The following is an 18,770-nucleotide window of genomic DNA, read 5'->3' as shown; positions in this document are numbered from 1 at the left end:
TTTCTTATCAGCCTTTTACTGATCCGACCATAATTCCCTGATCAAAATACTTCTGGAAGAATGGGTACATTACCAAAAGCGGTAAACTTGATACTACAATCGTAGCATATTTCAGCTGCTCCGCAACCTTTGCCATCTCTGCTGTACTTTGGATATCTGCAATCATTCCTGGCTGTGGAGTGTTCTGCACCAGAATTGAACGAAGTACCAGCTGCAGCGGCTGGAGATTGGCATCATTCAGGTAGATCATTGCATCAAAATAACTATTCCACATTCCTACAAATGACCACAGTGCAAGTACTGCAATAATAGGCTTACATACCGGCATCATAATTTGGAAAAAATGCTGAATTTCATTTGCTCCGTCAATTGCGGAAGCTTCTCTTAATTCTGCCGGAATTGACTGGTAGTATGTTCTTGCAAGAATCATATTCCAGACATTAAATGCTCCGGGAATTAAAACTGCCCAGACTGTATTTACCATATGCAGCTGATTGATCAGAATAAAAGTCGGGATCATTCCACCACCAAAGAACATTGTGATCAAAAAAATAAGATTAAAAAATTTTCTTCCCACAAATTCCTTTTTTGACAATGGATATGCTGCCAGTAATGTTACAAAAACAGAAATAGCTGTAAATGCAAGTGAGTACAGAAAAGAATTCAAAAATCCACGCCAGATCATCTCATTTTCCAATACTCTGCGATATGCATCCAAAGTCCAGTCCTTAATATGAAAACTCAGCCCCTGATTATTCAAAACTGTAGGATCCATAAAAGAGGCCAGCACTACATACACGATTGGAATTGCAATAGAAAGTACAAACAGTCCAAGAATCAGGAATCCACTTCCAAGGATCAGACAGTCTGTCTTCGAATATTTTTTCTTTATTTTCTCCATCTTCGCTTCCTCCTATAATCCTTCTCCGTCGTTCAGCTTCTTTACCACCCAGTTTACAAAAACTAACAGAATTACATTTACTACTGAATTAAACAGACCAACAGCTGTCGAATAACCATAATCGCCGTTCAAAAGACCAATACGGTATACATATGTTGATAAAATTTCTGATGCCGGCAGGTTCATATCTGTCTGTAATGCATAGGCTTTCTCAAATCCAATACTCATAATATTTCCAGCTTGCAGAATAAACTGAATTACAATAATATTCTTGATTGCAGGAAGCTCCACATACCAGATCTGCTGCAGAAGATTTGCTCCATCCATAATAGCTGCTTCTTCCAGTTCTTTGCTTGCATTGGATAAAGCAGCCGTGTACATAATAGAGGCCCAGCCTGCTGTCTGCCAGATTCCACTTGCTATGTAAATGGTGCGGAAAGCAGATGGCATTGTCATCCAGTTTGTACTAATTCCTAAAAGCTTATTCAGAGGTCCAACCGGAGAAAGCAGCATTCGTACCATACCACAAAGTACAATTACAGATATAAAGTTCGGCATATAGACCAGAAGCTGTACTTTCTTCTTAACTCCGGTTCTGCGGATACGATTTAAAAGCAATGCCAGAATGATCGGAACCGGAAAGCCCCACAACAGTCCATAAATACTCAGTTTTAACGTATTCAACAGGTAGTTCATAAAATCCGGTGAAGATAAAAACCGCCTGAAATATTCAAGTCCAACCCATGGACTTCCAAGCACTCCCTTGATTACGTTGTAATCCTAAAACGCAATCAGAAGTCCCCCCATAGGAAGATACTTAAAAATGATTGTCAGTAAAAGTCCTGGCATTAAGAAAAAAAGATATAACTGCCAGTTTTTCTTCACATATGTAGCCTTATCTCTCCACGTTTGCTTTTTCACGGGCATTGTTTGGTTCTGCATTCTTTTCATGCACTTCTCCTCCATTCCTTTCCCTTTTCGTTCTCGGAACCGGTTAAGTAACCGGTTACTTTATGACTCGATGTTACTACATCCAAGTTCATATGTCAACACTTTTTCAAGCTAAAATAACCGGTTACGTAATCGGTTATTTTAGCATTGCCTTTTTTTTAAATAATTGCTATACTAAAAAAATAATATAATCCCAGTTTAAAAGATTCCCAAATATTATTCTCATTTATTTATAAGGAGATTAAATTTTTATGGCAAAAAAACAGGTGACATTTGCAGATATTGCAGAATATACTCATTTTTCAAAAACTACAATATCACGGTATTTCAATCATCCCGATTCTCTTACGCTTGAAAATCAGGAAAAGATTTCACAGGCCCTTGATACCCTTGGCTATAAAAAAAATAAACTTGCAAAAGTTCTGGCAAATGGTAAGAGTGAATTTATCGGAATCATTATTCCAAATCTCTACTTGCATTACTACTCTGAAATGCTGACACAGCTTCTTTCAAGCTATAGTAACTACCATTACAAATTTCTTGTTTTTTCCAGTGAACACGGTGCCGAAGAGGAACAACAGTATATTGAAGAGCTTCTTTCCTATCAGATTGAGGGGCTTATTGTTTTAAGCCATACACTGTCATCCAAAAAACTGGCTTCCTATCAGATTCCTATCATTGCCATTGAGCGAGAGGCAGAATATATCAGCAGCATTACCACTGACAATTATATGGGTTCCCTTCAGGCTACCTCCCTGTTAATTCGTGATAAATGTGATATATTGATTCATATCAATGTCAATGTTGAAAAAACAGTCCCGGCTTATGATCGTATACGTGCATTTGAGGAAACATGTAAAGAATATCAGGTTCCTTATGACATTGATCTAAGCGTAAGCGGCAATTCTTATCAAGAGATTTTAAATGTGATAAGACGTATCTTTACAAGAATTGAAGAAAAGTATCCGAATCAAAAAAAAGGTATCTTTCTCGCAAATGATACCTATGCCAATATGTTTCTCAATTTAATTTTCCAGAAATATGGTAAATTACCACCTACTTACGAAATTATAGGTTTTGATAATTCTCCAATTGCCAGTGAATCAATCCTTCCGATCACAACTGTCGGTCAGCAAATTGACGTTATTGCACAGACTGCCATGGAGCTTCTGGTGCAGCAGATGGAAGAGCAAAAAAAGCGAGCGCCTAAGCCACTGGAAAAGCCAATTCACAAACAGATCACTCCGGTGCTGATTCGCCGGAATACTACCAGTTAACTTATTGCTATCGTATATTTGCGTTCAAAAAAGGCACCTCCCCACTATTGGGAAAGTGCCTTTTTTGCAGTTTCAATTATTTCTCAATTGTAACCCAGATATTCTGCTCAAGAGCTTTGTCAAGGATTGCAGGTGTGTCACCCTTCATGAAACCTGTCTTATCTTCTTCTACCTTGTACTCTTTTCCATCATAGGTTGTCTTTGTCATCTGATCATCTCCATAGAAGTTGCACTCAAGATAGAACTCTGTATGATCTTTGTTTGTAGATACGGTGCAAACAAGATCAGCCTGGATGTCTTCGATGGTGTACTCTACTACTGTATACTCATCATAATCTTTGTTTGGCTCGAACTGTGGCTCTGCAGGAAGGTCTGCTGCTGTAGCTGTTGCTCCGTCTGTTGCTGCATCATCTGCAGCTGCTGCGTCTGCATCGTCAGCGCCATTATCAAAGTATACCCACAGATCCTGCTCAATTGCTTTGTCAAGAATTGCCGGTGTATCACCTTTCATAAAGCCTGTTTTGTCTTCTTCTACTGTATACTCTTTTCCATCATATTTTGTCTTTGTCATCTGATCGTCACCGTAGAAGTTGCACTCAAGATAGAATTCGCTGTTATCTTCTTTTGCAGATACAGTGCATACAAGATCTGCCTGAATGTCTTCGATAGTATACTCTACTACTGTCCATTTGTCATAGTCTTTGTTTGCCTCAAACATTGGCTCTGCAGGAAGCTTATCCTCTGTTACGCCTTTGATTTCTTTAGCATCATCAGCTTTTGCGTCGTCAGAAGCTGCTGCTCCATCCATTGGTACCCATACATTCTGCTCGATTGCTTTCTCAAGGATTGCAGGTGTATCACCCTTCATGAAGCCTGTCTTATCCTCTTCTACTTTGAACTCTTTTCCATCATAAGTAGTTCTTGTCATCTGGTCGTCGCCGTAGAAGTTACACTCAAGATAGAACTCACTGTTGTCTTCTTTTGCAGATACTGTGCAAACAAGATCAGCCTGGATATCCTCGATTGTGTACTCTACTACTGTGTATTTGTCGTAGTCTTTGTTTGGCTCGAACTGTGCTTCTGCTGGAAGGTCTGCCTCAGTTGCAGTAGCTGCCTCTGCGAATACAGAAACGGTTGTTGCCATGGATGCTGCCATAGATGCAGCAAGTACAAGTGCTAAAACTTTTTTCTTCATGATTTTTGCTCCTTTTCTATTGTAACTGCACACCGTGCAGTTAACTTCTCAGGTATAACAGATATATCATGCCGGATATATCTGTTATTTTGCTTTTTCCCACGGCTAAATTGTCGTGTTCTTATACTTTTCATCCTGGAAACAGGTCGTATCACGCCTGTTCCCAGTGACTGTAGCAAAACATATATTTCCAGATATTTCTTATTCTGCTTCTTTAGCTACCGGCAGGAAAGAAGCTACGATATTGATGATCATGCCAACTACTGCCAGACTGCAGAAAATAATAAAGCTCATAATTGTATCCATTCCGTCCAATCCGGAAATTACATATCCAATCTGGTTTACCATTACGGAAGCGCTCCATACTGCTGCGCTTGCCATTAATGCCGCATTTACAACCGGAATAAAACCAGTAATCACTTTATTGAAACCAACCAGTACAAAGGAAAGTACCGCAAGGACGATTGCTGCTGCCAGGAAATAATATACCGGCTGGAATGTATACATTACTTTACCGTAGTAAACAGCCTCTACGATAGCAATAATGCCTGCTACAAGCGTCAGATACAGTCCGATTGATTTTTTATTCTTATTCATCATCCGCACCTCCGATTACGCTTCTTTTTTGGATTTAACAGTTTTCAGGATCGTCATGATCAGGAACAGGATCGTAAGTACTGCAAGTGCTGCCTCTGCGCCTGTCAGTGCATTCTGATACCATGTTCTTACAGTCTGGATCTCAGTTGTAGAACTGATTCCATTCATCGCATTACTCTGTACCAGCTGATACAGATAATACTTGATATTCTTCTTCATCATCTGCTGGAAGCTAACATCCTTCTCAATTTCCTTTTTGGAATTTGCCATAGCTCCGATTTCAGAAGTATCATATGCAGAAGTTGTCAGTGTTCCACCGCCCCCTGCTGCTGTTACATCTCTCCAGTTCATGTAGTCTGCACCGTTGATCATATCAGTTACAAACCATCCCTGGTAACCCCACTCGTTTCTTGCAATGCCTTCAAGAAGATTCTTGTAGGCACCTACGAAAGAAGTTCCCGCACGGTTGAATGCAGTCATAACACCCTGTGCATTATTGCTGCTCATACACATCATGAAACCGCGAAGCTCGTTCTCACGGGCTGCCTGCTCTGTCATAAATGTAGATACACCGGAACGGTTCGCTTCCTGATGATTAAATGCGAAATGCTTCGGCTCAGCCATGGTACCTTTGCTTTTCAGTCCGCTTGTAAGAGCATTTCCCATATAAGCAGTAAGCACAGAATCCTCTGAATAGTACTCATGGTTACGTCCGCAGTAAACAGTTCTGTGAAGGTTCATACCTGGTGCAAACAGAGAGCTCTCATTTGCCCACAGACCGTCTTCTCCGAGAAGCTCGCCCTCTCTTTCAACAAGCTCTTTGTTAAAGGTTGCTGCAACAATCGGCTCAGTCGGCATTGTTGCCATACGGTAGGTAGCCTTGTCGTCTGTTTCTTCTGTGTAATAGTCTTCGTCGGAAAGGTCTTTGGACCATCTTACGAAGTAACCGCCAACCTGGTCACCAGTGTATCCCAGAGGACCATCGTTTGCGTATGTTCTTGCAAGCTGGATGGAATCGATGTTCTCGAAATCATCGCCCGCTTTTTCAATAAACTGGATTGCCTCATCAAGAGTGATCTGATTCATAAGCTGATCCCACATAGGATCGTCGAAATCAACTGCTCCGGTATAATTGCCATTTTCATCAAGTTTCATCATATCGATCAGTTTCAGACCATTGTCGGCACCCCAGGTAATACCATTTCCATCGCCGTCATTTTCTGTAAGCTCATACAGCTGATCGGTAAGACCAACCATCATTGCCTCAGTAGGTGTAAGGGATTCTATTGATTCCCAGCCCTTTGACCAGTCAGATCTTGTTGTATTCTCAACGGTATTCTCGATCAGATTGTTGATATCCATATCCTGAAGCTGATTCTCCACACCAACAGAATAGGTTTCAATATCTGTATCTGCAAGGTTCCATTTGATTGCATTGTCTGCATTGATCTCATCTGTATCAGCAGTTTTTACAAGCCCGTCTTCATTGCCATTTTTGTTTGCAAGAACGTTATTCAATGCTTCATGTGAACCATTTCCGATTGCAAAGTAATAATCACCGGACTCCAGTGACCATGCACCCTGTGTACCGTTTTCCTTCACAGCATCCTCATCGTAGCTTGCCATGTAAAGAGGATCAAACTCGACTGTAACCTCTTCGGAAGCACCTGGCTCGAGAACTGCTGTCTTACCATAACCGATCAGCTGGATTGCAGATTTCTCAAGACCACCTTCTGTATAAGGAGCCTGTACATAAAGCTGAACAACAGATTTACCAGCAACATCACCGGTATTTGTTACATTTACCTTTGCTTTTGCAATTCCACCAACCTGTACATCTACAGATTCAAGCTTCTGCTCGAAGGTAGTATAGGAAAGTCCATAGCCAAATGGATAGGAAACTTCTGCTGCATAGTCCCATGCATTACCGCTTGTAGCACCTTCTGCTGTATCTGCATTACCCTGTCCGAGAACTTCGTCCTCGTATCTTGTCTCATAGTATTTATAACCTGTGTAAATTCCTTCTGATTCTACCAGATACCAGTCTGCTTTGTTTGTTTCTGTAAGCTCTGCATCGGAACCAGCCTGGGAATTGTTTGTATAAAGATATACACCGTAGTTTACCATTGCCGGAGCAGATGTGGAGTTTACTGCATAAGTATCAGCGATATGACCGGATGGATTAACCTCACCGGAAATAACATCTGCTACACCCAGGAATCCATTCGCTCCCGGCTCACCAGCCCACAGGATTGCACCGATTTCATCATCATTTTTCAGCTCATCGATTTCAACCGGATTGTTTGTATTCAGAAGAACAACAACCTTTGTACTGTGCTCTTTTGCAAGCTGGATCATAGCTTTTTCATTATCGGAAAGTGCCAGTGGGCGCTCATAGCTGTCTTCCTCATTTGCACTTGTCATATTCGGATTGTAATCAGATGCCTCAGAACTATCACGGGAGATTACTACCAACGCAACCGTATCATCTGCTGATTTCAGAACATCCTCATCGTAAATGCTTTCCGGTGCTTCACCTACATTGTAAGCTGCCGGATTCTCATACATAGTTCCGAAAGATGGCTGTAAAGAATGACCATTCTTTCTTCCGTAGGTTCCATTTACTTTTTCACTGCTGTAAAGATCCAGCATATCCTGATTTAATGTAAAGCCTTTTTCTGTCAGTGCAGTCTGAATGTCATACTGCTTCTGACCTGCCTCCCCATCAATGGAAACAGAAGATCCGATCATACCACCCAGTGTAGGATTAATAGAGTTTAATCCCCAAAGGGTGACCTTGTCAGAAGAAGTATCAAGTGGAAGGGTTGTATCTTCATTTTTGAATAATACAGTTCCTTCAGATGCGATCTCTGCTGCGAGAGCATCTTTTGCTGCGATTACCTCATCAAGGCTTGAGAACTCAGATTTGAAATAAGTGGAATCTGTTTTCTCTCCGTTACTTGTGTCTACAATCTTGTAGCTTGAAATTCCAAGACGTGCATTGATAAATGCCGCATTGGTATCCACGATAGCCGATGCGCCCACAGTTACTGCAAGAAGACTGGCTGAAACTGATGTAAGTCCTCTCCACAAGCCAGTGGACTTTTTCTTGTTGCTCATAAGCTCCCTCCTTTTATCATTTACGCCGCCCTTCCGGTGCTGACGCTTAAGCTTATCTCTTATGGTGATACTATAACAGATTTTACTGTTCGCGGTTCATTTCATGCGCAGACTGTCAATTTCCATACGCAAATTGCAACCACTTTTGTATATTTTCACAAAAATCTGTTTTGTTTTTTGGTAGTATAGCACAAAATCCAGTGGTAATGTTGTCCAATCATGACAGAATCGTATTCAAAAATGACAGGTTTGAGACCGTTCATGTTCTATAATTCCTAATCCTCTTTTAGCCACTTTCAGATGCTTAAATTATACTTCTTTATAGCCGCATAACAATATAACTGGCATGAACCGTCACTTTTGCAACATAATCGGTATCATTTTTTACAATTATTATCCACAATAAGCATATTGCACGAACTTTCGCTCATTGATCCTGTAAATTTAAAGAGCAGCCCGAAAGCTGCTCTTTACTAATAACCTATATTCTGTTAAAACTTCATCCAGTCATATCTACATTTTTGTTTTCATAAATTCCTATAAGCTTTGCTCTAGAGCGTGTCTGAAAAAGGCTCTAATCTAGAACTGGAAAAATAATATCTACACTAAAAATCTTTTCTTCCAAATTCGCCACAAGATTTCCGCCATATTTTTCCACCACATATTGAATACTTTTCATGCCAAAGCCATGATAATTATCATCTCCTTTGGTACTCACCGGAAGCCCATTACGAAATTCCAGTTCATCCTCGCAATAATTCTCAATATGAATCCCCATCACATCTTGTCTCGCATATCCGATGAGGCTGATAATTCTTTTTTCAACTGGCAGCTCCGCTGCACATTCAATAGCGTTATCTAAAGCATTTCCAAATATGGCAGCGATATCTCCCGATTTAATACCAGTAAGCTTCTCTCCATCAATCATATATGAAAACTTAATTTGATATTTTTCACAAAGAAGATTCTTTTCTGAAAGAATAATATCCAATGGCTGGCAGCCTGTTTTCGCAAGCCCGTCATAAATATCTACTGCTTTACGTATTTCTTCCAGCTGGCCATGATCTGCATTTCCGGCTTGTTCCAATTCCAGAATCCGGTGCTTAAGATCATGACATTTCATGTTAATGATTTCAACTGTTTTCTTTGACAACTCATACTGTTTTGCATTTTCCTTTATTAACTGCTCAAGAGCCAGATTTTCTTCATTGAGCCGGGACTGTTCCAGAAGCCCAAACTGCATAAAAAGAGATAAAATACAGCAGAATACAAATGGAACACGGCACGCCATAACCATATCCAGCTTTTCACTGATCAGCCAGCTTTGAAGGAGCCAGCAGACACATAAGGAAATAATGGCTACCCAAAGTACACGGACTCTGTTCTGGCTGATATTCGGAAAATTTTTTATTTTTGCTGCACAGGTAAGATAGCAAATAATATATACAATGGTAAATCCAATGACCATTTCCGTGGAAAGCATCTTGAAAGAAGTTTTGGTCACGATACAAATCAGCACCTGAATATTGCTTCCAAGATTCTGTACAGTAAAAGCTCCAATTGTACAAAATAAAATATCCAAAAAAGAACGCCTGAAGCAAAACCACATGTAAAGCTGCATAAAAACAAGCACAATAAAGGTTCGAATTCCGCTTATATATTGACCAATTATAATTGGAAGGGTAACTCCCAAAAGCAGACAGGCAGTTCCCCCTACAAGCAGGCGTAACCAGAAGCGTTTCCTTTTTTTTAGATGGAAAAAGAACATAGCTTCCGCTATAAAAAGCTGGATGATAAAACAGGTAATTCCCTGTATTTCACTTGTAGATGAAGCTAATATTTCATAAATTGCCACGTCAGTTTCCTCCCCGGTTAATGTACATTGTCATTTGATCTATAAAAGTTTTTTTATAAGAACGGGAAATCGATAATTCCTTTCCATTTACAAACACGCTGTTTCCCTGATAGCGGGAAATCCATTCCAGATTTACACAAAAGGATTTACTGCAACAGGAGAAGCGACCTGTCGGAAGCTGTGCTATAAAATCTCCCATTGTGCTTCGCAGGCGAAAGGTCTCTTTCGAAGTATGAAGATAAAGATAATGCTTTGCACTTTCAATATAAATCAGATCTGCAATATCAATTTTAACAGTTCCCTGTTCAGAAGGAACATATATCTGATAACCATGAAGCTTTTTACAGATTCGGATCGCTTTGTCCAGTTTCAGCGAAAAGTTGAAATATTCAATAGGCTTTACCATAAAATCAAGAGCCTGCACTTCATATCCGTTAATGGCATATTGCGCCATATTGGTAATAAAAATAAGAGGAATCTGGCTATCAAATTCCCGCAGTTTTCTGGCGGTGTCAAGACCATTCATATGAGGCATTTCAATATCCATAAGAGCAATGTCGCAGCTGGCTTTATAATCGCTGATAAAATTTAATCCGTTTTCAAAGCATTCTACAGCTAACGGTTCCTGTTTTTCTTCTGAATAGCGTAATATATAGTCTTGAAGAATTTTTGCACTTTTCTTATCATCTTCCACAATAGCAATGGTAATCATAGTTATCCTCCATGGTATACGGCAAAAGCCGGAGTCCTTTTGGGCATTCCGGCTTTTTCATTATACCATGTAAATATTAATTTGTGCCATATTTTACAGCAGATAAATCAAGCTTTTGTCTCATCCTTACAAGTACATTTCTGAAATCCAGAATAAGAGGAAACAATATATGCAATCATGGAAAGTGCCATAAGTACGGCTGAAATTATGAATTTTTTTATGGTTGCAAACTCATAAAGTCCTGATACCACATATCCAATAAAATCAACTTGTGTATAAAAACTGTTAACAAGTGCTGCTGCAGTCAGAATTGCATTTGCAGTAAGCAGAAGGCTTGTCCACTTAAAATCAGGTGCCACCTTCAAAACGATCATCGCAAGAATCTGCAGAACCACTGTTACAAGCAGCAGAACCTCAATATAAGCTTCTGTATGTCCTGCCTGGCGGTACATTACAAAGCCGATCAGCGCAAGGATTGCAGCCACAAAACTTAAGTAAAAACCAAATGTTTTATTTTTCAGATATCCCATATTACTTGTCCTCCTTCACGTAAACTGTCTTTTTGCGAAGTGAATTTCGAAGGTACATAACTGCAAACAAAAGTGTCAGAAGTCCAAATACCACCTCTGCTGCCATAAAGGCAATCTGCCACCATGTAAGAACGTGAATATATTTAGTGGAGGTTGTAATTGTATTCATATCATTACTTGCAACTGTATTATATACGAAATATTTAATTGTTTCTTTCATCTTTTTCTGGAAAGCAGAGTCCTTTGCAATCAGCTTTAGGTTCTCAGTTGAAGTCATGGAACCAATATTAGCGCTTTCATATGCGGAAGTTGTAAGACATCCGCCACCGCCGCCAAATACAATATCTCTCCAGTTCATGTAATCAGCACCGTTGATCATATCTGTTACGATCCAGCCTTCAAATCCCCACTCGTTACGTGCAACCTGCACCTGTGAAGCTTCGGAAGCTCCTGAATATACAGTTCCAAGACGGTTGAAGCCTGTCATGATTCCCTGCGCATAGTTATTTTCCATAGCTCCCTGGAATGCACGGAGTTCATTTTCCCTTGCAGCCTGCTCTGTGAAAAATGTGGAAACACCGGAACGGTTTAACTCCTGATGATTCATGATATAGTGTTTCGGCATCATCATAAGACCTTTGGATTTTCCGCCTTTGCAGACAGCCTGTCCCAACAGGTTGGTAAGCATGGCATCTTCTGAATAATATTCATGATTTCTGGAGCAGTAAGGTGCACGGTGAATGTTAAGACCAGGTGCTGCAATGGAGTTGGCATTGGACCACAATCCGTCTTCACCAAAGAGCTCGCCTTCTCTCTCTACAAGTTCTTTATTGAATGTTGCTGCAACTACAGGTTCTGTAGGCATGGAGCTCATAGAGTAGGAAGCATATTCGTTGTCTGAAGAAACATAAGTCGGCTCGGAAGAGTTGGATTCATTCCAGCGGGTTGCATATCCTGCAATCTGGTCGTAGCTGTAACCGATCGGTCCGTCATACCAGATTGCTTCTGGCAGGAAAATAGAATCCAGCTTCTCAAAGTTTTTATCTCCTGCTTTTTCAATAAAGTTGGCAGCCTCTTCCAAAGTCAGCTGATCCATAAGCTGATCCCATTTTTCATCAGACAGAGTAAGTGCACCTGCGAAAGTTCCATCCTCATTAAACTGGAGGAAATCAACGGTGCTTAATCCGTTGTCAGCTCCCCAGACAACTTCTTCGTCATTGTTCTCAGTAAGCTCATAAGCGGAGTTTGTAAGACCTTTCATCATTTCCTCTATTGGAGTAATGCTTTCCACTTCTTTCCAGCCCTTGCTCCAGTCAGAACGTGTAGTGTATTCAGCAGTATCCGGGATCAGATTGTTAATATCGCAATCCTGGAATGCATTCTCTACGTTTTCAGAATAAGTCTCTTTATCTTCACCAAGAGAAACTGTCACTACATTTTCCGGCTCAATTGTTTCATCGTCTGTAATTGTGATCAGATCGTCTGTGGAATCTGTTTTTACCGCCAAGACATTGTTTAATGCTTCATGCGCACCGTTTCCGATTGTGAAATAATAATCACCGGAATCCAGCACCCATGCGCCCTCTGTTCCATCTTCTTTTACAGCTTTTTCATCATAACTTGCCATATATTCCGGAGCGAACTCAATTTCCAGAGTCTGTGATTCGCCAGGCTCAAGAACCTCTGTTTTTCCAAAATCAAGAAGCTGAATAGAAGCTTTCTCCAGTCCGCCCTCTATATATGGTGTCTGTACATAAAGCTGGACAACATCTTTTCCGGCAACGTCACCGGTATTGGTTACCTTCACTTTTGCAAGTCCCTTTTCCCCAGATATTACATCTACACTTTCCAGCTCCTGAGTAAAGGTTGTATAAGATAAACCATATCCAAACGGATAAGTTACTTCATCTACATAGTTCCATGCTTTGCCAGTAGAAGAGCCTTCTGTGGTGGTTGCATTTCCCTGATCCAGAACAGTATCCTCGTAACGGGTTTCATAATATTTATAACCAATATAGATACCTTCTGTTTCTACTACATACCAGTCACCCTTGTCTGCTTCTGTAAGTTCTGCACCAGATTCTGCATTGGAAGCATTAGTATAAGTATAAAGGCCAAAGTTGGTCATTGCCGGAGCAGAAACAGAACTTGTGGCATAAGTATCAGAAATATGACCGGATGGATTCACATCGCCAGAAAGTACATCACATACTCCAAGGAATCCATTCATTCCCGGAAGTCCAGTCCAAAGAATTGCTCCAATCTCCGGATCATCCTTCAGTTCCTGGATTTCCATAGGAACGTCAGAATTGATCAAAACGATCACCTTGCCATTGCTATTTTCCTTTGCAAGCTGGATCATCTCTTTTTCGTAAGCTGAGATAGACATCGGGGTGTCGAAGCTGTCCCCATTAGGATCCTTCATATTTGTGCTGTAGTCAGACGCCTCTGAACTGTCTCGGGAAAGAACAACAATTGCTGTTGTATCCTTAGCAGATTCCAGAATATCATCTGTGTAAAGTTCAGCAGGTGCCTCACCTACTGTATATGTATCTGCTTCATTATAAGAAGCGGAAAAAGCAGGTACAAGGCTATGGCCCGGAACTTCATTTCCAAAGAAAGAAGCTTTTCTGTAATATGGCGCGCAGGTTTCACTTGCATAAAAGCCTTTCATGGTTTCATTTACTGTGAAGCCTCTTTCATCCATAGCTTCTTCAATACCATAAGCGATCTGACCATCCTCTGAATCAGCCACAACAGAGGAACCAATTAATCCGCCGGTTCCCGGAAGATGGCTGTTTAAGCCCCAGAGGGTAACAGCTTCTTTGGATTTGTCAAGTGGAAGAGTCTGATCTGTATTTTTGAATAAAACGGAACCTTCTGAAGAAATTTCAGCAGCCAGCTGTTCTTTAGCCTTTACCAGATCCTCTACATTGTCAAATTCAGATTCATAATAAATGCCATCAGAGTCAGAATCTCCCTGCTCGATTTTGTAGCTTGAGGTTCCAAGTGTCGCATTAATGAAATCCACTCTTGCATTTGCAATTGAGCTTCCGCCCAGTGTGATTGTGAGAAGTGAGGCTGTAGTTGTTGCCAAACCACGCCAGATTTTCCCGGTATGCTTTTTCATATTTCCTTTCCTCCTAGTAAATTTCCTTTGACAGATAAACACATACTTTTCAGATAGTTACTCTGTCCTTTCAGTTCTGTTTGAACCGCTGGATTTACTATAGCAAAAGGAATGGGATTTGTGAAAAATTCGGCAAATTTGGAACCGTTTCTGGCAAAACTGGTAAGCATATGAAATTTAAATCAATCTAATATTTCAATCTCTGTCTCTGCATTTCCAAGCTCAGATTCAGCTTTCACAACTACTTTACCAGCTCCAGCCTGTGGACGGATAATCGCCAGTGCTTCTCCATAATAAGTATCTGTCTCATTGCTCTGGTAGCTTTCCGGATAGTATGGGCAGGCACTTCCAAATGCCAGAAGCTCGCCACCTTTTACAGCAAGCTTGATTCTGCCTCTTGCCAACGGTTTTGTCTGGCCGTTTTCGTCTGTGTAGCGCATTCTTACGTAGCAAAGATCGGTGTCTGCATTCACACAGGTAAGCTCTGGTTCTGCCTGGAGGATTGTTTCTTTTCCCGCGGTTGTCAAGGTTTTCTCTTCAATTATATTGTCATTTGCATCATAGGCAACAGCCTTGATTTCTCCATTCTGATAGGTTGTATCAAAGAATACCTTGCAGTCATTTTTCGGCTTCTTAGTGCCTACACACTTGCCGTTTATATACAACTTCACATGATCTGCACGAGTGTAAACTTCCACTTTTGCTGCATTCCCATCACAGCCATTCCATGACCAGCTTTCCATTGCATTTGTCATTTTCCATGCAGAAGGAGAATGGGCATCCTTTGTGTGATCAACCGGCATAACTGCAATTGCCAGATCCTCCAGTTCAAAGGCAACTCTGGTATATGCCATCTCACCAAGAGGCTTTCCTGTGAGATCAATTCGGCCTGAACCGGCACTTACCCAGCCACAGCCGCCATCAAAACGAGGTGCATAATCCTTATATTCCCATGCGCCGATTCCAACCTCACCCAGATAATCCTGAGCTGCCCAGACGAAGTCACCAATGATACGCTTATCACGTTTTGCTTCCTGCATAAATCTGTAAGCATCTGCACAGAAGGTTTCACTTCCAAGAATAATTCGCTTGGAATACTTCTTTAAGTCATGACGGTAACGCTTGATTCCATAGTTATATCCTGCTACATCCATATTGGCATATGCATCCCTTGTTTTCACATCACATGGATAAAGAGTTGCTCCTGTTTTCATAAATCCGGCACCAAAAATTCCGGCTACCGTGTTATAAAATTCACTTCCCACAGCCTTTTTCTTCTTGGCATTCTCAGCAGCTTCATCTGCTTTTTTATCGCTGTAAACACCAAATCCCATAGAGCTTAAGAAGTTAAAGAAGATGTTGATTCCGCAGCTTACAGGGCGAGTGGAATCCAGCTCATGAAGTCTGTCTGTAAGGGATTTTGTAAGGGCAATTCCCTTTTTCTGCGCAGTCTCAGACACTTCATTTCCTGTAGAATACATGATCACAGATGGATGATTATAGTCCTTATCCACCATATCTTTTAAGTCTTTTCTGTAATTTTCCAGAATCTCATCTGCATAGTCATACTTTGTTTTATGGATATACCAGCCATCAATATATTCGTCCATTACAAGCATTCCCATCTCGTCACAGGCGCGAAGAAGTGCTTTGGAGCATGGGTTATGTGCAGAACGGATTGCATTATAGCCAGCGTCCAGAAGGATGCGGATTTTACGGCGTTCTGCAAATTCATACGCACAGGCACCAAGAAGGCCGTTATCGTGATGGATACAGCCACCTTTTAACAGGACACGTTTTCCATTGATACAGAAGCCCTCTTCCGGAGTACAGCTTACTACACGGATTCCAAAGGTTTCTTCCTGAATATCCTCGCCGAAGGTTACGCGACAGGTGTAAAGATTCGGTGCTTCCGGACTCCAAAGGTTTGCTCCCGGAAGAGCAATTTCTCTAGAAAATTTACCATCTGCCTGGAGAATTTCCAAGGCGATGATCTTATCTGATGCTTTGTCAGAATTTTGAACGGTTGGTTGTACTGCATTTTCGTCAATACACTGCTCTATGGTCTCGTCTGTCTGGTCTGCACTTTCGCCAGCCACAGCTTTTCTGGTAACAATCTGTTTCTCCATAATTTCCACTTTCACCTCACCGGCAGCATTCGGCCATGCCTCCACGCGGATTTTCGGCTCCTTATAATCCAGTGTAGTGATCTTCACGCTGTCAAATCTTAAATGTTTCTTCGGCACGATATACAGCCACACCGGACGGTAAATTCCGGTACCGGAATACCAGCGGCTATTAGGCTGATCGTGATTGATCACTTCCACCCGGATCACATTTTCTTCCCCGAATTTTACATATTTTGTTGCATCTACATAGAAACCAAGATAGCCATAAGAATGATATGCAACTTTTTCGCCGTTGAGATATACAGTTGCCTTACGGTAAACGCCCTCAAATTCCAGGATCACTTTCTCGTCTTTCGCTTTCTCTGGAAGGATAAATGTTTTCTCGTAAGTGTAATCCTGTGCCTCATACCATCCTGTATTCACACCGCCGGCACTTGTCTCGCTTCTCTCATCCAGCTGCATGGCATCATGCGGAAGAGTTACTGCAAATGCATTTTCTTTATCTCCTGTTTTGTAGCAAATCCAGTTTTCGTTAAATGACTGCTTCATGATTTCCTCCTGAAATTTTCTATAATTTTCTTTTAATGTCAAGCGGATATTCCAGGTCCGCTTCGCTACTTACTCATAACCGAATGCTGCTTCTCAGCTTAATTCTACCAAATAAAAAGCAGGCTGCGCTATTCCAAACGCAACCTGCCAAAAAACACGCGCCAACTGTGCAAAAAGCGCATTGCTGTTCTCCTGTTCGCAGCAACAGGCTCTAAAGCCTGTTTGAAAAATCATTCCCGCAATCTGCACGCCCCACTTTGCGGTATATTTCACCCGAATTCGGTTGCCGTAGTCCGCTACGGTGCCCTCATCCGAGCGAAATCTCCCACAAATTGTGACGCACATCTTGCAGAAAGCCTTTTTCAAACACGCTCTAGAAAATCTTCTGTAAAAAATTATACAGCGCCAGATGCCAGTTTCCCATAGAATGATACCGCATTGGAAATACATCAAAACAGGTATTTACACCAGACCGCAATCTGGGTTCAATATCCAGCAGAGCCTGGTAATCCTGAATCTGTCCAGGCAGGGCGAAGTCGAGGTTGCCACTTGCCACATATAAATAATGAATTGGCAGTTCTGCAAAATCGCCTGTCTGAATGGTGTCTTCAAATGCAGTCTTATCTGTCCTGCTTCCGCTGAATGCCCCAAACCAGGAAAAATAATCCAGGCTCTGGCACAATACGGAATGGTACATCGTTACCGCCCCTCTTGACAAACCAGCAAAGGCTCTGTGATCCCGGCTCTTGGAAAATCCCTTATCATCTGCCGATTTTGCATATGTAGAATAAGAGGATTCAATCTCAGGCATCAGATCATTTCGCAGCTCCTTTGCAAAAGAATAGGTCAGCTGATCCAGATCATCTGCACAGTCATCTTCCACATAAAAGGTTGGTGTCACCACGATCAGTGGCTCAATATCTCCATCTGCGATCATGTTATCCAGCATGGTTTTATTATATGGATTTGTTTTCAGCCAGTATTTTTCATCATCACCAGTTCCATGCATCAGATACAGAATATTATACTCTTTTTCCTTACTGTAACCATATGGAAGATATACATAAGCTGACTTTTTCACGCTTCTTCCATCAGTGGCATAAGCCCTGGTATCGTATACAACTTCTTCCACAGTTCCAGCCTGTTCTGGTTCTTCCTCATCATATTTCGACGGAACTGCCCATAACTCATCCCGAGCCTGTCCCTGCGCTTCATGTCCTGCATCATACCTTACTTTCCAAAATCCCAGAAATCCTGCCAGTATCAGAACTGCTGCCGCAAGCGGTAAAACTGCCACACGCCCCATAGGGATTTTTTTCCAGATCATCACCGTTGTCCCCAGGCTTCCTCCCAGCGTGGCTACAATAGCCTCTGCCAGAAATAACCAGTTAAAATAATATGTACTGGTAGAAAAATTGGTATTAAAATACAGAACAAAAGCCGTCACTGCAATCAGCAGATATAAAAATGGCATTCTGCTTTTCCATGCCATATACGCCACCAGCATAAAAACCACCGCGATCATACTGAATGTAATAAATGCTGTCTTATCTCCCAAAATTGCAAACCGGACAATATCAATTCCGGAAAGTAGCACCAGAACAACTGCGAGAATCTGGCTGATCCGGTTCCACATTTTTTCATCTGCTGTTATCTCAATTTTATGCCTCATCATTTTCCCACTCCTACATTTTCTCCAGATACTTTATCACATTTCATGGATCATTTCCTGAAAAATCCGCAATTTGCAGCTCAGAAGCCGCAGACTGCATACAATAAAATTCTTCACAGATAAAGATAACAGATTTCTTCTTATTTTTCAGC

General features: G+C 41.3%; 13 protein-coding genes and 1 pseudogene. 2 read left to right on the top strand and 12 right to left on the bottom strand.

Annotated features, from left to right (window positions below):
- Positions 1 to 7 precede the first annotated feature (7 nt).
- Positions 8 to 901 (bottom strand): carbohydrate ABC transporter permease, encoded by an 894-nt coding sequence (locus tag AB5170_RS01385; protein ID WP_173770710.1) that lies wholly within the window; start codon positions 899 to 901, stop codon positions 8 to 10.
- Between the two features lie 12 nt (positions 902 to 913).
- Positions 914 to 1,852, bottom strand: a pseudogene (locus tag AB5170_RS01380) (ABC transporter permease).
- Between the two features lie 251 nt (positions 1,853 to 2,103).
- Here AB5170_RS01380 and AB5170_RS01375 point away from each other — a divergent pair.
- Positions 2,104 to 3,129: a LacI family DNA-binding transcriptional regulator gene (locus AB5170_RS01375; protein ID WP_173770711.1), complete on the top strand. Its 1,026-nt coding sequence runs from the start codon at positions 2,104 to 2,106 to the stop codon at positions 3,127 to 3,129.
- Between the two features lie 76 nt (positions 3,130 to 3,205).
- Here AB5170_RS01375 and AB5170_RS01370 read toward each other — a convergent pair whose 3' ends face one another.
- The 9 genes from AB5170_RS01370 to AB5170_RS01330 all read right to left on the bottom strand — a co-directional run bounded on the left by AB5170_RS01370 (position 3,206) and on the right by AB5170_RS01330 (position 17,279).
- Positions 3,206 to 4,324 carry a hypothetical protein gene (locus tag AB5170_RS01370; protein ID WP_173770712.1) on the bottom strand — a complete coding sequence of 373 codons (1,119 nt, stop codon included), beginning with the start codon at positions 4,322 to 4,324 and terminating at the stop codon, positions 3,206 to 3,208.
- A 201-nt stretch (positions 4,325 to 4,525) separates the two neighbouring features.
- Positions 4,526 to 4,924, bottom strand: coding sequence for a hypothetical protein (locus AB5170_RS01365; protein ID WP_173770713.1), 399 nt, complete (start codon positions 4,922 to 4,924; stop codon positions 4,526 to 4,528).
- Between the two features lie 12 nt (positions 4,925 to 4,936).
- On the bottom strand, positions 4,937 to 8,041 hold the full coding sequence (locus AB5170_RS01360; protein ID WP_173770714.1) for a glycoside hydrolase family 3 C-terminal domain-containing protein: 3,105 nt from the start codon (positions 8,039 to 8,041) through the stop codon (positions 4,937 to 4,939).
- 574 nt (positions 8,042 to 8,615) lie between these two features.
- Positions 8,616 to 9,896, bottom strand: a complete 1,281-nt coding sequence (locus AB5170_RS01355) for an ATP-binding protein (RefSeq protein ID WP_173715762.1) — start codon at positions 9,894 to 9,896, stop codon at positions 8,616 to 8,618.
- A gap of 1 nt (position 9,897) precedes the next feature.
- A complete protein-coding gene (locus AB5170_RS01350) occupies positions 9,898 to 10,608 on the bottom strand; it encodes a LytTR family DNA-binding domain-containing protein (protein ID WP_118577566.1) in 711 nt (236 codons plus the stop codon).
- A gap of 107 nt (positions 10,609 to 10,715) precedes the next feature.
- A complete protein-coding gene (locus AB5170_RS01345; protein ID WP_118577567.1) occupies positions 10,716 to 11,138 on the bottom strand; it encodes a hypothetical protein in 423 nt (140 codons plus the stop codon).
- A gap of 1 nt (position 11,139) precedes the next feature.
- Positions 11,140 to 14,268, bottom strand: a complete 3,129-nt coding sequence (locus AB5170_RS01340; RefSeq protein ID WP_173770715.1) for a glycoside hydrolase family 3 C-terminal domain-containing protein — start codon at positions 14,266 to 14,268, stop codon at positions 11,140 to 11,142.
- 182 nt (positions 14,269 to 14,450) lie between these two features.
- Positions 14,451 to 16,946 carry a glycoside hydrolase family 2 TIM barrel-domain containing protein gene (locus AB5170_RS01335; RefSeq protein ID WP_202030756.1) on the bottom strand — a complete coding sequence of 832 codons (2,496 nt, stop codon included), beginning with the start codon at positions 16,944 to 16,946 and terminating at the stop codon, positions 14,451 to 14,453.
- 93 nt (positions 16,947 to 17,039) lie between these two features.
- Positions 17,040 to 17,279, bottom strand: coding sequence for a DUF6783 domain-containing protein (locus AB5170_RS01330; RefSeq protein WP_334285683.1), 240 nt, complete (start codon positions 17,277 to 17,279; stop codon positions 17,040 to 17,042).
- Between AB5170_RS01330 and AB5170_RS01325 the strand changes: the two genes are divergently transcribed.
- The gene (locus AB5170_RS01325; protein WP_334285684.1) at positions 17,211 to 17,372 is read left to right on the top strand and encodes a DUF6783 domain-containing protein; all 162 of its coding nucleotides are present in this window, start codon (positions 17,211 to 17,213) and stop codon (positions 17,370 to 17,372) included. The genes AB5170_RS01330 and AB5170_RS01325 overlap by 69 nt on opposite strands.
- Here the strand turns inward: AB5170_RS01325 and AB5170_RS01320 are convergent.
- Positions 17,320 to 18,621, bottom strand: a complete 1,302-nt coding sequence (locus AB5170_RS01320; protein WP_195477233.1) for an alpha/beta hydrolase-fold protein — start codon at positions 18,619 to 18,621, stop codon at positions 17,320 to 17,322. The genes AB5170_RS01325 and AB5170_RS01320 overlap by 53 nt on opposite strands.
- Positions 18,622 to 18,770: the final 149 nt, after the last annotated feature.

The organism is Ruminococcus sp. RTP21484sp1_RTP21281st1_A8_RTP21281_210402 (assembly GCF_040914025.1).
In the GTDB taxonomy this organism is placed as follows: Bacteria; Bacillota; Clostridia; order Lachnospirales; family Lachnospiraceae; genus Blautia_A; species Blautia_A faecis.
Note: the sequence above shows the minus strand (reverse complement) of the source record. Positions and strands in the feature narration are given on the sequence as shown.

Coding starts and splice junctions, on each gene's coding strand:
- AB5170_RS01370 (WP_173770712.1), bottom strand. CDS start 4,324: ATGAAGAAAAAAGTTTTAGCACTTGTACTTGCTGCATCTATGGCAGCA.
- AB5170_RS01320 (WP_195477233.1), bottom strand. CDS start 18,621: ATGATGAGGCATAAAATTGAGATAACAGCAGATGAAAAAATGTGGAAC.
- AB5170_RS01365 (WP_173770713.1), bottom strand. CDS start 4,924: ATGATGAATAAGAATAAAAAATCAATCGGACTGTATCTGACGCTTGTA.
- AB5170_RS01335 (WP_202030756.1), bottom strand. CDS start 16,946: ATGAAGCAGTCATTTAACGAAAACTGGATTTGCTACAAAACAGGAGAT.
- AB5170_RS01385 (WP_173770710.1), bottom strand. CDS start 901: ATGGAGAAAATAAAGAAAAAATATTCGAAGACAGACTGTCTGATCCTT.
- AB5170_RS01340 (WP_173770715.1), bottom strand. CDS start 14,268: ATGAAAAAGCATACCGGGAAAATCTGGCGTGGTTTGGCAACAACTACA.
- AB5170_RS01375 (WP_173770711.1), top strand. CDS start 2,104: ATGGCAAAAAAACAGGTGACATTTGCAGATATTGCAGAATATACTCAT.
- AB5170_RS01345 (WP_118577567.1), bottom strand. CDS start 11,138: ATGGGATATCTGAAAAATAAAACATTTGGTTTTTACTTAAGTTTTGTG.
- AB5170_RS01350 (WP_118577566.1), bottom strand. CDS start 10,608: ATGATTACCATTGCTATTGTGGAAGATGATAAGAAAAGTGCAAAAATT.
- AB5170_RS01360 (WP_173770714.1), bottom strand. CDS start 8,041: ATGAGCAACAAGAAAAAGTCCACTGGCTTGTGGAGAGGACTTACATCA.